This window comes from Arthrobacter mobilis (assembly GCF_012395835.1).
In the GTDB taxonomy this organism is placed as follows: Bacteria; Actinomycetota; Actinomycetes; order Actinomycetales; family Micrococcaceae; genus Crystallibacter; species Crystallibacter mobilis.
In genome coordinates this window covers 16,224-30,738 of record NZ_JAAZSQ010000015.1, presented here as the reverse complement: position 1 = coordinate 30,738, position 14,515 = coordinate 16,224, and the positions used below count along the sequence as shown (strand labels likewise).

General features: G+C 68.7%; 14 protein-coding genes. 6 read left to right on the top strand and 8 right to left on the bottom strand.

Annotated elements, in window-relative coordinates; translation table 11 throughout:
* Position 1 precedes the first annotated feature (1 nt).
* The 3 genes from HGG74_RS14465 to HGG74_RS14455 form a co-directional block, all read right to left on the bottom strand.
* Positions 2-553, bottom strand: coding sequence for an amino acid synthesis family protein (locus HGG74_RS14465; RefSeq protein ID WP_168487437.1), 552 nt, complete (start codon positions 551-553; stop codon positions 2-4).
* Positions 550-1,179, bottom strand: a complete 630-nt coding sequence (locus HGG74_RS14460; protein WP_168487436.1) for an amino acid synthesis family protein — start codon at positions 1,177-1,179, stop codon at positions 550-552. Before HGG74_RS14460 ends, HGG74_RS14465 begins: the two co-directional genes overlap by 4 nt.
* Positions 1,180-1,358: 179 nt before the next feature.
* Positions 1,359-2,042 carry a GntR family transcriptional regulator gene (locus tag HGG74_RS14455; RefSeq protein WP_205761966.1) on the bottom strand — a complete coding sequence of 228 codons (684 nt, stop codon included), beginning with the start codon at positions 2,040-2,042 and terminating at the stop codon, positions 1,359-1,361.
* Between the two features lie 140 nt (positions 2,043-2,182).
* On the opposite strand from HGG74_RS14455, the gene HGG74_RS14450 reads away from it, so the two are divergent.
* Both HGG74_RS14450 and HGG74_RS14445 read left to right on the top strand, forming a co-directional pair.
* Positions 2,183-3,130, top strand: coding sequence for a flavin reductase (locus HGG74_RS14450; protein ID WP_168487435.1), 948 nt, complete (start codon positions 2,183-2,185; stop codon positions 3,128-3,130).
* An 81-nt stretch (positions 3,131-3,211) separates the two neighbouring features.
* A complete protein-coding gene (locus HGG74_RS14445; RefSeq protein WP_205761965.1) occupies positions 3,212-4,813 on the top strand; it encodes a BCCT family transporter in 1,602 nt (533 codons plus the stop codon).
* Positions 4,814-4,894: 81 nt separating this feature from the next.
* On the opposite strand, the gene HGG74_RS14440 is transcribed toward HGG74_RS14445, so the two are convergent.
* Entirely contained in the window at positions 4,895-5,278 is a 384-nt protein-coding gene (locus HGG74_RS14440; RefSeq protein ID WP_168487433.1) for a hypothetical protein, read from the bottom strand.
* Between the two features lie 241 nt (positions 5,279-5,519).
* Between HGG74_RS14440 and HGG74_RS14435 the strand changes: the two genes are divergently transcribed.
* Positions 5,520-5,999 carry a nucleoside deaminase gene (locus tag HGG74_RS14435; protein WP_168487432.1) on the top strand — a complete coding sequence of 160 codons (480 nt, stop codon included), beginning with the start codon at positions 5,520-5,522 and terminating at the stop codon, positions 5,997-5,999.
* Positions 6,000-6,065: 66 nt separating this feature from the next.
* On the opposite strand, the gene HGG74_RS14430 is transcribed toward HGG74_RS14435, so the two are convergent.
* The 3 genes from HGG74_RS14430 to HGG74_RS14420 all read right to left on the bottom strand — a co-directional run bounded on the left by HGG74_RS14430 (position 6,066) and on the right by HGG74_RS14420 (position 10,169).
* Positions 6,066-7,340 carry an ArgE/DapE family deacylase gene (locus HGG74_RS14430; protein ID WP_168487431.1) on the bottom strand — a complete coding sequence of 425 codons (1,275 nt, stop codon included), beginning with the start codon at positions 7,338-7,340 and terminating at the stop codon, positions 6,066-6,068.
* An 80-nt stretch (positions 7,341-7,420) separates the two neighbouring features.
* Positions 7,421-8,743 carry an MFS transporter gene (locus HGG74_RS14425; RefSeq protein WP_168487430.1) on the bottom strand — a complete coding sequence of 441 codons (1,323 nt, stop codon included), beginning with the start codon at positions 8,741-8,743 and terminating at the stop codon, positions 7,421-7,423.
* Positions 8,744-8,972: 229 nt separating this feature from the next.
* Positions 8,973-10,169 carry an RsbRD N-terminal domain-containing protein gene (locus HGG74_RS14420; protein ID WP_246262917.1) on the bottom strand — a complete coding sequence of 399 codons (1,197 nt, stop codon included), beginning with the start codon at positions 10,167-10,169 and terminating at the stop codon, positions 8,973-8,975.
* A 165-nt stretch (positions 10,170-10,334) separates the two neighbouring features.
* Between HGG74_RS14420 and HGG74_RS14415 the strand changes: the two genes are divergently transcribed.
* Both HGG74_RS14415 and HGG74_RS14410 read left to right on the top strand, forming a co-directional pair.
* Positions 10,335-12,035, top strand: a complete 1,701-nt coding sequence (locus tag HGG74_RS14415) for an amidohydrolase (RefSeq protein ID WP_168487429.1) — start codon at positions 10,335-10,337, stop codon at positions 12,033-12,035.
* The gene (locus tag HGG74_RS14410) at positions 12,035-13,285 is read left to right on the top strand and encodes a M20 family metallo-hydrolase (RefSeq protein WP_168487428.1); all 1,251 of its coding nucleotides are present in this window, start codon (positions 12,035-12,037) and stop codon (positions 13,283-13,285) included. Before HGG74_RS14415 ends, HGG74_RS14410 begins: the two co-directional genes overlap by 1 nt.
* Before the next feature lie 37 nt (positions 13,286-13,322).
* Here HGG74_RS14410 and HGG74_RS14405 read toward each other — a convergent pair whose 3' ends face one another.
* The gene (locus HGG74_RS14405) at positions 13,323-14,129 is read right to left on the bottom strand and encodes an alpha/beta fold hydrolase (protein ID WP_168487427.1); all 807 of its coding nucleotides are present in this window, start codon (positions 14,127-14,129) and stop codon (positions 13,323-13,325) included.
* A 119-nt stretch (positions 14,130-14,248) separates the two neighbouring features.
* Between HGG74_RS14405 and HGG74_RS14400 the strand changes: the two genes are divergently transcribed.
* Positions 14,249-14,515 (top strand): hypothetical protein, encoded by a 267-nt coding sequence (locus HGG74_RS14400; RefSeq protein ID WP_168487426.1) that lies wholly within the window; start codon positions 14,249-14,251, stop codon positions 14,513-14,515.

The following is a 14,515-nucleotide window of genomic DNA, read 5'->3' as shown; positions in this document are numbered from 1 at the left end:
GCTACTGCTCGGTGGACAGCGGCGCGAGGCGCTGCTGCGGCCGGCCCTGGGCGGCGGCGGCCAGCGCGATGACGATCTCGCCCGGATGCGGTGCGTCGGCGAGGCGGACCTCGATGCTCTGGTGGTGGGAGCGGATGGTCGCGTCCGTGACGTGCTTGAGCGGGATGTCGAAGGTGACGCCCGCCGGGCCGCGCTTCTCCACCGCCGGCAGCAGGGTGGTGGCGCTGGCCGCGTTGCGGAAGTGGTCGCCGAACTTGAGCGTGTGGATCAGCGCCGAGCCGTGCTCGATCTCCCCGTCCAGGCCCACGATGGCAGCCTTGCCGTAGGCCTCGACGGTCCCGCCGAGGGCCTTGACCACACGGGGCGCGAGCAGCTCGCCGACCCGGGAGGCGGCGGCGTCGATGCCTGCGCTGAGGTCCTCGACGAAGCCCTGGCCCTTCCACGGGTTCTCAATGACCGCGGCGACGACGGCGACGCGGGCGTTCGGCTCCACCGGGCGGCCGCCTTCGGTGAGGGTCTCTTCGACCAGGGTGACGATCTTGCGGATGTTCATAGGGAAGCTCCTTCGAGGATGCGGGAGGTAACGGCGGGATCGGTGGCGCGGTCCCCGATCCTGGCGTGCGGCCGCGGACCGGTGGACGCGGCGGCGATGACGACGATCTCGTCCGGCCGGGGACCGTCGGAGACGCGCGCGGTGACCGTCTGGTAGTGGCTGCGCGTGGCCGCCTCGGTCTTGTGCCAGAGCGGCACGACCAGCGGCTGGCCGGCCTCGGCGCGCTCGTCGGCGAAGCAGATGATGGACGAGCCCTCGAGGAATTCGCGCACGAGGTTGCCGAAGAACGGGGTGTGGATCAGCGCTCCGGCGTGTTCGATCTCGCCGGCGGTGCCGACGATGGCGGCTTTGCCGAAGGCCTCGATCTTCTCCGCGCCGCCGAGGCCGGCAATCAGCCGGTCGGTCAGGGCCCGGGCAATCTGCGGGGCGATCTCCCGGGTTGCCGGCCCGAGGTCGGTCTCCGGTCCGGTGCCGGCCCAGGGGTTGGCCAGGACGGCGGCCGCGGTCGCGCGCAGTGCCGGGACCGGCGGCAGCACGCCGTTCTCCAGCAGGACTTCTTCCTGGTAGTAGACGATCTTCCGGATCCCGGCGGCGCGCGCTTCGGGTGAGGGGGTCGGGCTAAACAAAGTGCAGCATCACTTTCTCGGAGAACAGCTCCGGGGTGGCCAGGTCTTCGGGGGCGCCGAGACCGTGGAAGCTGGAGAAGCGCATGGAAAGTCCTTTCAGTGCTTGTTGCAAAGTGCTTGCAGATCGGTGGCCTGGCGGCAGCGGTGCGCAGCCAGGGTGCTTTCGGGTCGGGAAGGTTTCAGTCGCCGTCGGCCCGGGAACCGGTGAGGACTTCGCGGGACGAGGCGTAGACGTGGTTGCGCATGGCCGCTTCGGCGCCGAAGTGGTCCTTGGCCTTGATCATTTCCAGGACCGTGCGGTGTTCGGCGGTCGAGGCGCTGATGCGTCCGGGGCGTTCGGCGGTCCGCAGCACCAGCCGGTGGTAGGCCAGCTGGTTCATGAGGCGCTCGTAGTGCTCCATCAGCTTGTGGTTGTCGGCGCCGCGGATGATCGTCTGGTGGAACTCGTGGACCAGCTCGGCGTAGCGTGCGGCGTCCTGGTCCGCGGCAGCCTCGTCGGATTCCTCGATGTTGCGTTCAAGGATGGCGATCTCGCGCACCTTGCCCCGCCGGGCCAGCAGGCCGGCGGCCAGGCCCTCGAAGCTCTCCTTGAGCTGGAACATTTCCACGATCTCGCGGCGGCTCGGCTCCCGCACGAAGGTGCCGACCTTCGGCCGGATTTCCACCAGCCCTTCGTGCTGGAGCTGCTTGAGGGTCTCGCGGATCGGAGTGCGGCTGACCTCGAACTCCTGGGCCAGGAAGACCTCCGACAGCGGGGCCCCCGGAGGGAAGTCGCCGCCCAGGATGAGGCCGCGGACCCGGTCCAGCAGCGTCATCTCCTTGGCCGTGCCCCGGCCGTCCTGATCAACCAACGTCTGATGCATGCATCACAGCTTACGTTGCATGCATCAGGCGGTCAAGGAATTGATGAAGGGAGGGTGCTCATCCCAGTAAAACCGCGGAATCTCGGGAACTTTTGCCAAACTGTTGACCGTGCCGAGTGATGTAGCTTACGCTTTCTGCCATGCAACAGACTTTTGAAAGCGCAGTGGCCAGTGTGTGGGCGGCGGCCTGGGACCGTGGAGAGGTCGAGGCTCTGGAATCGCTCCTGACCCCGGATTACGTACGGGTGGGCAAGGGCAGCGGCAAGGCCGTGAACCTGGCGCAGCTGCAGGACGAAATCAGGACCGTCCGGGAGGCGTTTCCGGACCTGACCACCACCGTGGACTCCGTCGTCGTCGACGGGGACCACGCGGCCATCTTCTGGACGACGACCGGGACCCACACCCGGCCCTTCATGGGCGTGCCGCCGACCAACCGCCGGGTGCAGACCCGCGGATCCAACTTCGTGACCCTGCAAGGTGGCAGGATCGCGCACGAAACGGTCACCTGGGACAGCAGCGAGCTGCTGAACAGCCTGGGCATCCGCCACCTCGGCGACGCCGTCGAGGCCGGCGCGGCCGACGTCGTCGTCGATTCCCTCTCCGGGGAGCCGGACCCGGAAATCATGAAGGGGTTCAACCGCCAGTTCGTCACCGGCGTGACCGTGGTGACCACGAAGGACGGCGGGATTCCCAAGGGGCTGGCAGTCAATGCCTACTCCTCGGTCTCGCTCGAACCGCCGCTGGTCATGGTGTGCGTGCAGAAGACCTCTTCCACCTATCCGGCGCTGTTCGCCTCGACCCACCTGGGCATCAACATCCTGAGCAACCAGCAGAAGGAAACCGTGGCCACCTTCGCGTCCAAGGCAGCGGACAAATTCGCGGAGATCGCCTGGCACGAAGGTCCCAACGGCTCCCCGCTGATCGACAACTCCTCGGCCGCCCTGGAAGCCGAAATCCGCGAGCGGTTCCAGGCCAAGACCCACACCATCTTCATTTGCCGCGTGCGCCACGCGGAAGTGAGCGAAGCATCCCCCATGGTCTACCAGGCGGGCCGCTTCTACGACAGCGAAAACCTTTCGCAGCTTTGACGTCCCGTGAGGCCGTTCCGCTACTCCCCAGATTCGGAGACCACCATGGTTCAACAACTCACTACGACTGCGCCTGAAACCATGCCGTCCCAGCCAGCTCCCGACGGCGCCGGCAGGCCCCGCGGCGGCCGGCCGGGCACGGTGTTCTGGACGTCCGTCGGACTGATCGCCGCCTTCGTGCTGTGGGCCGCCATCTCGCCCCAGAGCCTGGGCGACGTGATGACCGCCAGCATGAACTGGACGGCGGCCTCCCTGGGCTGGAGCTACCTGGTGGTGACGCTGCTGTGCATCCTGCTCATGCTCTACCTGGGCTTCAGCAGGTTCGGCGACATCCGGCTGGGCTCGAGCACCGACCGGCCCGAACACAGCACCTGGGCCTGGCTGGCCATGATCCTGTCCGCGGTCATGGGGATCGGGCTGATCAGCTACGGCGTGGCCGAACCGATCTCCCACTTCCTGGCCCCGCCGCACGCGATGGCACAGCCGGAGACCATGGAAGCTGCGGTGCGCGCCATGCAGTTCAGCTTCTTCGACTGGGGCCCGCACGCCTGGGCCGTCTTCGGCATCTTCGGCCTGGCCATCGGCTACTCCACCCACCGCAAGAAGCGCCCGGGCCTGGTCTCCCCGATGCTGCGGCCGATCTTCGGCAAGCTGGTGGACGGCTGGTTCGGCAAGATGATCGACGTGTTCGCCATCATCGCCACGCTGTTCGGCACCACCACCTCCCTGGGCCTGGGCGCCTCGCAGATCGCCGAGGGCCTGGGCCGGATCCTCGGCCTGCCCACCGGGCTGGGCGCGCAGATCGTGATCATCGCCGTCGTGACGGTCCTGTTCACCCTGTCCGCGCTCTCCGGCGTGCACCGGGGCATCAAGTACATCAGCCAGACCACCATGGCGCTGTCCCTGCTGCTGGCCGTGTACGTCTTCTTCGCCGGGCCGACCAACTTTGTCTCCAACCTCTTCTTCCGTTCGGTCGGCCAGTACTTCAACGACTTCTTCCAGGTCAGCCTGATCACGCCCAGCACCCCGGATGACCTGCAGTGGATGCAGTGGTGGACCTACTTCATGATGGCCTGGTGGCTGAGCTGGGGCGCCTTCGTCGGGGTGTTCCTGGCCAAGATCTCCAAGGGCCGCACCGTCCGCCAGTTCGTCGCCGGCGTCCTCGGGGTGCCAAGCCTGGTCTTCTTCGCCTGGTTCACCATCTTCGGCGGCACCGCCATCAAGATGGACATGGACGGGGCAGGCATCGGCGAGGCCACCACCGCGAACATCAACTCGGCCTTCTTCGCCATGCTGGAGAACCTGCCGCTGGTCCAGGTCACCGCGGTGGTCACGGTGGTCCTGGTGGCGCTGTTCTTCATCTCGGGCGCCGACGCGAACACCTTCGTCCTGAGCATGCTCTCCTCGAAGGGCTCGCTGGAACCGGGCAAGCCGGTGCTGACCGTCTGGGGCGTCCTGACCGGGGCCTGCGCGGTGCTCCTGCTGATCGTCGGCGGCCTGGCCGCCCTGCAGCAGGCGGCCATGCTCTCGGCCCTGCCGTTCACGGTCATCGTGGCCCTGCTGGGCATCTGCCTGGTCATGGAGCTGCGGCGCGACGACGAATTCAAGCCGCTGCGGCACGCCAGGATCAAGGACCTGCCGCCGGCAGGGAAGCCGGCACCGGGCACGGACGGCATCGCCTGACGACTCTTTCCGGCAGCTAAAAGGCTCCGCGTCCCTCTGGACATCCAGAGGGACGCGGAGCCTTTTTGGCCGCTCGGAGCCTTACTTCTTCCGGGACTTGGACTCGTACCTGTCGTACTGGACCTTGTCCTTGGCATAGTGCGAGGAGTAGTCGGTCCTGCTCCCGCTGCCGGAGTACGAGAAGCGGAAGTGGGACTGCTTGGTTCCGTCCTCGTCCATGGTTTCCTGGCCGTGGCTGGAACTGCTCCAGGAATCATCCGAGCCGCCCCCGGAACCGCTGTGGTCGTTGTACTGGACCATCAGGTTCCCGCTCGGCGTCTGGACAAAGTTGGATTCATAGTGGCCGTACGATTTATCGACCCAGGCGCCCTCGCTGCTCCGCGCCGCCGCCGGCCCTGCCCCCAGGACCAGCGCAGCACCCGCTGCGAGGGCCACGACGATGGTTTTCCAAGTGTTTTTGGCCATGGTTCATCCCCAATTGCATGAATCGGATCCGGCAGTGGCCGCGCGGAGGCACCGTTGTCCCCGTGGGACGCGGATCCAGTGGGCACAATTGCCCGGACTGACAAAGTGTTCCCCGCTTTGACGAGCAAGCGGGGAACCAAAATTAGGCAGCGAAGCTGACAATTGGCTCAAAAAGCTCTTAAAAACATCTTGGAAGCCGGAAGCCCATCTGTATCCGCCCGCACCGGGCCATAATCGTGGCATGGCGATCACGGAGAAGGACCTGTGGCATCTGCGGCGCTGCGTGGAACTGGCACGCGAGGCGCTCGAGGACGGGGACGAGCCGTTCGGCTCGGTGCTGGCCGACGCCGGCGGGAAAGTTTTGTTCGAGGACCGGAACCGGGTCAAGGGCGGGGACCGGACCCGGCATCCGGAGTTTGAAATCGCCCGATGGGCCGCGGCCAACCTGGACCCGGACGCCCGGGCCGAGGCCACCGTCTACACGTCCGGCGAGCACTGCCCGATGTGCTCGGCAGCGCATGCCTGGGTGGGGCTGGGACGGATTGTCTATGCCGCCTCGTCGGGACAGCTCGCCGCTTGGCTGCAGGAGTGGGGCGTGCCGCCGTCGCCGGTGGCCTCGCTGCCGATCCAGACGGTGGCCCCGGACGTGCCCGTGGAGGGGCCTGCCGCCGAGCTGGAGGACGAAATCCGCGAGCTGCACCGGCGGATGTACGGCAAGTAGCAGACGGAACGGCGGCGGCACCCGCTCCCGGGTGCCGCCGCCGTCCGTTTCCTGGGGTGCTGCCGGTCAGGCCCGCTCGTCGAGCCCGCACCAGCCGGCGATGAACAGCGCGATGCTCTTGGTGATCCGGCGGACCGACTCCACGCTGACGCGTTCGTCGAACCCGTGGATCGCCTCCGAGACCGGCCCGTAGACCAGCGCCGGGGTGCCGGCATAGAGGGTGAAGACCCGCCCGTCCAGGTAACCGGGAGTGGTGAAGCTTTCCAGCTCGCGGCCGAAGACCTGCCGGTGGGTGCGCTCCAGCAGCGCTTCAGCCTCGCTGCCCGGCTCCAGCACGTAGCCCTCGGCGAAGAACCCGGTCCTGGTGGCGACGGCGTGGATGGGGGTTTCGCCGCCGGCTAGGCGGGCCAGGCACTCCTGGAGTTCGGCCCAGGCCTGCTCGGCGGGAGTGCCCGGGTAGATGGCCGCCCGCACGTCGAATTCGCACCAGGCCGGCACGCTCGAGGGCCAGTCCCCGCCGTTGATCCGGCCGAAGTTGAAGTTGATCGGATGCTCCAGGTCCTCGAACCAGCGGTGCCGGCCCCGGTCGGCGTTCCACTTTTCCTCGACCTCGCGCAGCGCGGCCATGGCGGTGTAGGCGGCGTCGATGGCGTTGAAGCCGGCGCCCATTTCGCGCGGATGGGTGGGGCTGCCGCTGACCCGCACCCGGAACCAGAGCACGCCCACGTTGGCGCGCACCAGCATGTCCTCTTCCGGCTCCGGGATGATGACGGCGTCGGCGGTGTAGCCGCGCATCAGGGCCGCCAGCGAGCCGTTGCCGGTGCATTCCTCCTCGACCACCGACTGGAAGTGGATGCGGCCGGCCGGCTCGAAGCCGGCGGCGCGGACGGCGTCGAACGCAAAGAGGTTGGCCGCCAGGCCCGCCTTCATGTCCCCGGCACCGCGGCCGTACAGCCAGCCGTCGATGATCGGGGCGTCCCAGGGGGAGCGGGACCAGGCCTCGGCCGGGCCTTCGGGCACGACGTCGACATGGCCGTTGAGGATGAGCGAGCGGCCGCGCTCGGCGGCCGGGGTGTAGGTGCCGACGACGTTGGTGACGTTGTCGTAGGAGACGGTCGCCGGGCCGAAGCCTTCATGCGTGGCGAGCTCGTCCGCATCCAGCCCCCAGCGATCCATCGCCAAGCCGCGCCGGGCCATGGCCGAATACAGCAGGTCCTGGGCGCTGCCCTCCTGGGTGCGCAGCGAGGGGTGCTTGACCAGTTCCTGGGTGAAGGCGAGCTGGGCGTCGAAGGCGGCGTCGACGGCGTCGGTAATGCGGCGGGACTGTTCTTCGCTGATCATGGTTTCCTCCCGGGGATGGGACGGGGGAGCCATCCCATGGGACGGCTCCCCCGAATGGTTGAGCGGCTGGGTGTCAGCTGTTAGTCGGCGACGAGCTGCTTGTCCTGGACCCGCAGTCGCTCGCCGACGAACCCGCCGACGGCGGTGAGCAGCGAGATGATGGCCAGGATCAGTGCCGCACCCCAGGAGTGGTTGCCGGAGACGCCGAGCATGGCGGTGGCAACCATCGGCATGAAGCCGCTGGTGGCGCCGGCGATGTTGTAGCCCAGGGCCACTCCCGAGTAGCGCAGCTTCGGCGGGAACAGTTCGGTCAGCAGGGCGCCGTTGACGGCGTAGGCGACGGCGATGAGCACGATGCCCAGGGTGATCGCCAGCGTGATCAGCAGCGGGGACCGGGTGTCGATCATGGCGAAGATCGGGAACGCCAGGATGGCGCTGAGGATGCCGCCCCACATGGTGACCTTGCCCGGGCCGATCTTCTCGGCCAGGCGGCCCATGAGGATGGTGACGACGATCTGGGCAACGGCGGCGATCAGCGTGGCGTTGACCATGACATTGCGGTCCACCCCGAGGCTGTTGGAGCCGTAGCTGACGGCGAAGGTGGTGATCATGTAGAAACCGCCGACGCCGAGCAGGGCGGCGAGCACGGCGACCAGCAGGCGGCCGCCGGCGTGGCGGAACACCTCGAAGGCCGGGACCTTGACGGTCTCCTCCTGGGCGAGCAGGTCCTTGAAGATCGGGGACTCCTCGACCTTGAGCCGGATCCAGAGCGCGACGAGCAGCATCGGAATGGCCAGCAGGAACGGGATGCGCCAGCCCCAGGCGTCGAAGGTCTCGGACGGGAGGAGCAGAACCAGCGTGAAGGCCGTGGAGGCCATCAACGTGGCGACCGGCGAGCCGACCTGGACCAGCGCGGCGTACCGGCCGCGCTTTTCGGCCGGGGCATGCTCGACGGCCATGGTCACCGCGCCGCCCCATTCGCCACCGACGGCCAGGCCCTGGACCAGGCGGAGCACGGCGAGCAGGATCGGGGCGGCCAGGCCGATGGTCGCGTAGTCCGGCAGCATGCCGATCAGGGCGGTGGCGATGCCGATCATCACGATTGTGGTCAGCAGCGCGGGCCGGCGTCCGTACCGGTCGCCGATGTAGCCGAAGAGCATGGCGCCGATCGGGCGGGCGGCGAAGCCGACGCCGAAGGTGGCGAAGGAAGCCAGCAGGGCTGCGGTGGGGTTCATGTCGGTGAAGAAGAGCCGGTTGAACACCAGGGCGGCGGCCGTGCCGAAGAGGTAGTAGTCGTACCATTCCAGCGCGGTGCCGACGAATGCTGCGCGGGCGATTTTGCCCGCGTCCTTGCCGGAGACAACCGGCGGGGCGCCTGCGGCGCGGGGCGGTGACTGTGACATGGTCACGTGGTGGGCCTTTCGAACTGGGGGGAAGTCTGCGTCGCGGATCCTGAGGCGGTCTATGGACCGTGGCCTCCGCGGCGCTCCCGGCGGGATGCGCCGGAGGGTAGTCCCCCGGCAGAACAGAAATATCCCTTTAAGCGTAGAGGGGTGGGAAAAGCCTAAACAATGACAATAATCACCCGGTTCCGGTCAGGAAGTTGGGCAAATTCACAATTTGAGCTTGGAACTAGGCCGGAAACTGCTCCCGGGGCCCGTCGTACAGGCTCAGCGCCACGAGCGCCCGGGCTGCCTCCGCCGGCACGGTCAGGTCCAGGCCGATCACTTCCTGCAGGCTGTGCAGCCGGTTGACCACCGTGTTGCGGTGGCAGTACAGCTCCTCCGAGGTTTCCTTGACCGAGCCCGTCCGGGCGTAGCTGCGGGCCACCTGCAGCAGCCGCTGGCGTTCGTGCGGCATGCACGCGTCCAGGGCGCGCCTGACCGGTGCGGAGAAGCCCGGCAGCGTCCCTTCCAGCAGCTGTCCGGCGATACCCATCCAGCTGTCCTCCACGGTGGCAAGCCCGGGGAGCCGCTGGCCGGCCAAAACCCGTGCCGAGGCGGCAGCGGCGGGGACGGCGGCCAGGCCGCCGACGCCGTCCAGGTAGCCGGCGTCGAAGCCGGGCGGGTCCTGCCGCCAGGTGCGCCCGGCCCGCTCCGGGCGGAACAGGTACACGGCGCCGGTCGCCTCGTAGACGAACGTGCGGTGGTCGGCCTCGTACTGCCGCAGGGCCTGGGTGGCGCCGTCCCCGGTCACCGCGAGCACCTCGAAGGTGTCCGCCGGCTGGACCCCGAGGGACGCGGCGATCTCCGCGGCCTTCTCCGGGTCCGGCGCTTCGGCCTGGAAGAGCCGGGACAGCAGGCGCTGCCGGTACAGCTGCTTGTTGCGGGCCAGCAGGGCCTCCTCCTCGGAGAAAGCCTGCTGGATGTGGCTGACGTACCCCTCCACGCTGTCCAGCACCCGGTCCATGTTGGCGACCAGGACGCTGATGCCGTTGTCCCGGGCCACCCGCTCGAGCCCTTTCCACAGGACCCGGAAGTCGTTGCGGACCGCTTCGAGGAACGCATCCAGCGGCACGCCCTGGCGGGCGCGCCGGATGGCGACGTCGCGGGGGAGCGTGCGCAGGTCCGGCGGAAGCTCCTGGCCGGCCAGCTGATACAGGAACATATCCATCGTGTCCACGGCCGTCCGGTACACGTCCTCCTCGGGGACCAGCGCCTCGCCGTAGGAGATGGCGGAGAAGCGGCCGAGGAAGTCGCTGACCAGCAGCCCGCGCTCCTGCCAGAGCCGCCGGATGAGTTCGGTCCATTCGGGCTCGGCGGACGGTCCCGGGCGGAAGTCCCGGGCGGGCAGTGCAGGGCCGCGGACTTCGCCGTACATCTCGGTCATGGATCCATTTTATGCAAATGCTTAAACTCCGGCGGAAAAGCGGCGTGTTTTGTCCATTGAATGCGTCATTGTTCCAGCGTTGAATGGAACGCAGGGCCGCTGCTCCCCCAACGCAGCGGCCCTCCTCCTTCCGAAGCAGCGGAAGGCCCGACTTAAGAGGACTTTATGCTCGTCGATCTGCTGATCCGCAACGCCCACATACTGACCCAGGATCCCGCGCACCCGGTGGCCGGAAGCCTGCTGGTCCACGACGGCAAGATCCTTGCCGTGGACCCCGACCTGGAAGGCGCCGGCTTTCCCGTCCGTGCCGCCAGGACCATCGACGCCGGCGGAGCCACCATTGTTCCCGGCTTCAACGACGTCCACGCCCACAGCGTGTGGTTCGGGCTGGGCCTGATGGAAGCCAACTTGGGCGCGGCCAGCTGCCTGGAGGACGTCTACCGGATCATCGCCGAAGCCGCGGAGCCGCTGGCCACGGACGAATGGGTCATCGCCTCCGGCTTCAGCCCGCTGCTGCTGGGCGGCCGGCAGCCGGACCGGGACCGGCTGGATGCGGCCGCCGGCGGCCGCCCGGTCTGGATCAAGCATTCCTCCGGCCACGCCTGCACGCTCAACGGCGCGGCGCTGGACCTGGTGGCCCGGGGCGCGGACCTGGCCGCACCCATCGACGGCGGCGTCGTCGCCGTGGACGGCACCGGCAGGCCCACCGGGCTGCTGGAGGAAAACGCCATGCGGCTGGTGCAGGACCTGATGCTGCCGTACCCGCTGGAGACCATCGAGCGCGCCCTGGACCTGGCCACCACGCACTATCTCTCCGAAGGCATCACCAGCGTCACCGACGCGGGCATTGCCGGCGGCTGGATCGGCTACTCGCCGCGCGAGTTCGCTGCCTACCAGAACGCCCGGGACAAGGGACTGCTCAGTGTCCGCATGCAGCCGATGATGGTCCTGGATGCCCTGCACGAGGTCCGCGGCCATGCCACGGACCCGGACTCCAGGGGCCTGGACGCCGGCATCCGCACCGGCCTGGGGGATGAGTGGCTGCGGCTGGGCCCGGTGAAGATCTTCAGCGACGGATCGCTGCTGGGCAGCACGGCGTACATGACCGAAGAGTACGTGGGCTGCCCGCACAACCACGGCTACCTGCAGATGGACGCGGAGCAGCTGCGCAGCTCGGCGCTTCAGGCGTACCGGGCCGGCTGGGCGATCGCCATGCACGCCATCGGGGACCATGCCATCGACCACGCCATCGACATCATCACCGAGGCCCAGGACACCTACGGCCGCAACGCGCTGCCGAACCGGATCGAGCACGGCGGCGTCGTTCGGCCCGAACAGCTGGACCGGATCGCCGAGGCCGGCATTGTGCTGGTCCCGCAGCCGCACTTCATCACCGAATTCGGCGACGGCATGGCCCAGCTGCTCGGCCCGGAGCGCACCCTCAGGTCCTACCCGGCCAGGAGCCTGCTCGAACGCGGCGCCGTCCTGCCCGGCAGTTCGGACCGGCCCGTTTCCAACGGCCGGCCGCTGGACGTCATGCAGTCCTTCGTCGAGCGCCTGACACCCTCCGGCCAGGTCTACGGCCCCGGCGAGCGGATCACCGCCGCCGAGGCGCTGGCCGCCTATACCACCGGCTCGGCAGCGGCCACGGGGGCCGGCGGCATCAAGGGGCGGCTGGCACCGGGATACCTGGCGGACCTGGTGATCCTGGACCAGGACCCCACCGCCGTCGAACCGTCCCGGATCTCGGCCACGCAGGTGCTGGGTACCATGGTCGGCGGCGACCTGCGCTTCGGCGCCGAACATTTTCCGGCACTGACAGACACGGACGATCTTGCCGCAGCTGCTGCGGGGAAGGACAACTGATGAGCACCACCAACACCGGCTTTTTGGAGGACTTCGCGGCCATGTCCGGCTTCGGCGCGACCGCCGCCGGCGGCGTCGACCGGCAGGCCGGCACCGCTGCCGACCACGCCACCCGCGCCTGGTTCGGCGACTGGCTGGCCCGGCACGGCTTCACCGAAAGCGTGGACGCGATCGGGAACCAGTTCGGCACCCTCGAACTGGTTCCCGGGGCCCCGTACGTGCTGATCGGCTCCCACCTGGACTCCCAGCCGATGGCCGGCCGGTTCGACGGCGCCTACGGGGTGCTCGCCGCCGCGCACGCCGCCGCCCGGGTGGCCGCCGAGGCCCGCAGCGGCCGGCTGGAGCCGGCCTGCAACCTGGCCGTGGTCAACTGGTTCAACGAGGAAGGCAGCCGCTTCACCCCCAGCATGATGGGCAGCTCCGTCTTCACCGGCAAGCTGGCCCTGGACGAAGCCCTGGCCGTCACCGACCCGGCCGGGGAGAGCGTCGCCGCTGCCCTGGCTGCCGGGCACCGCCCGGCCGGCGGCGCGCCGGTGCTCGCCGACGTCGCCCGCTACGCCGAAATCCACATCGAGCAGGGCCGGAACCTGGAAGAGACCGGCACCCAGGTCGGCATCGTGGACTGCACCTGGGCCGCCAGCAAGTACCGGGTCACCGTCGACGGCGCCCAGTCGCACACCGGCTCGACCCGGATGGAGGACCGCCGCGACGCCCTCTACGGGGCGGCCCTGGTCATTGCCGCCGCGCGCGACCTGGCCGCCGAATTCGAGCCGGGGCAGCTGCACACCTCGGTGTCGGAAATGTACGTCCTGCCCAACTCCCCGGTGACCATCGCCCGGCAGGTGCGGATGAACCTTGACCTGCGCTCGCCGGACGAGGCGGTGCTCGCCCGGGCCATGGAGCTGCTGGGCAAGTCGATTGCCGACGCCGAAGGGCGGTCGCGGACGCAGGTCACCCTGGAGCAGACGCACCAGTGGGGGCTGGTGCCGTACCAGTCCGAGGGCGTGGCCCTGGGCGTGGCCAGCGCCAAGCGCCTGGGGTTCAGCCACACACAGATCATGACTGTGGCCGGACACGACTCGACGAACCTGAAGGACGTGGTGCCGACGGTGATGCTGTTCGTGCCCAGCGTCGAGGGCGTCTCGCACCATGAGGCCGAGTACACCCGCGACGAGGACGCACTGCGCGGCGTGGAGCTGCTCACCGAGGTGGTGCGCCGGCTGGTGGCCGGGGAACTTCCGGCGGAGTAAGGATCGTCCGGACCGGGCGCCGCGCCGCCGGTCCCGGCTACCTGAGCCCGGCCAGGAACGAGCCGAGCGCGCGGTTGAACTCCTCGGGCTGTTCCAGGCTGGGGGTATGGCCGGCGCCGTCGATCGTGACGAGGCTGCCGTGCGGCAGGAGCTGGTGCATGCGGGTGGCGGCACCGCCGTCGAACGCGTCGTCGGCGCCGGCGATGACCAGGGCGGGCACCTCGACGGCGCTGAGGGTGTTGGTGAAGTCGCGGCGGGCCGCGCGGCCGCGCATCGCGGCGGCGGCCCCGGCGGCGGGGGAGCGCCGGATCATCTGCAGCACCTTGTCGGCCACCTCCGGCAGCTTCTCCACGTTGTACCCGGCGATCATCACGTCCAGGACATCGGCGGCGTAGCCGTGCATGCCCTCGGTGATCAGCCGGTCCGCGACGACGTTCCGGCGGCGTTTGCCCGCGGTGTCCTCGGCCTGCGGAACCGTGTCCACGATCACCAGGGCGCGCACGCGTTCAGGGTAGGAATGCTGGATCTCCATGGCCACCTGGCCGCCCATCGAATAGCCGAGCACCACCGCCTGGCCAATCTTCAGCTCATCGAGCAGGCCGACGGCGTCGGCAGCGAACTCCTCGGTGTAGACGATGCCGGGGGTGACCTCCGATTCGCCGAAGCCGCGCAGGTCCGGGGCGATCACGCGCCAGCCCTCGGCGGTGAAATGCCGCACCTGGCCGTCCCACATGGTGCGGTCGAAGGCATGGCCGTGCAGGAGCAGCAGCACCTTGCCGGTGCCGGCCTCCGGGGCCGAGTCGGTGTAGGCAAGTGTGACGTCGTTGACCGTGGCGGTGGGCATGCAGGTCCTTTCCATTGCGTCCTGCCTGCGATTCTGTCATGGCAAACACCGGCCGCCCTGTTAATTCGCGGACGCGGGCATACGATGGGTGCACTGGTACAGGACACAAGGAACCTCCCATGAGCGAAGAACCTGTCAACCCCGTGAGCGAAGAACCACCGGCCAAGCCGGCATTGCCGGTGCGGAGGGCGGCTGAACCCACCCGGCAGAAGGCCACCGCGGCCAGGGATGCCGTGGCTCGTCTGGCGAAGGATCCGGTGCTGCGGGACAAGGCGCGGCGGCTCTGGACAACGGCGCAGAAACTCTACGATGTCGCCGCCAGCCCGGAGGCGAAGAAGCTCTACCGCGAGGCCCGCGACATCCTGCGGGACAACTGGAAGCGCTGA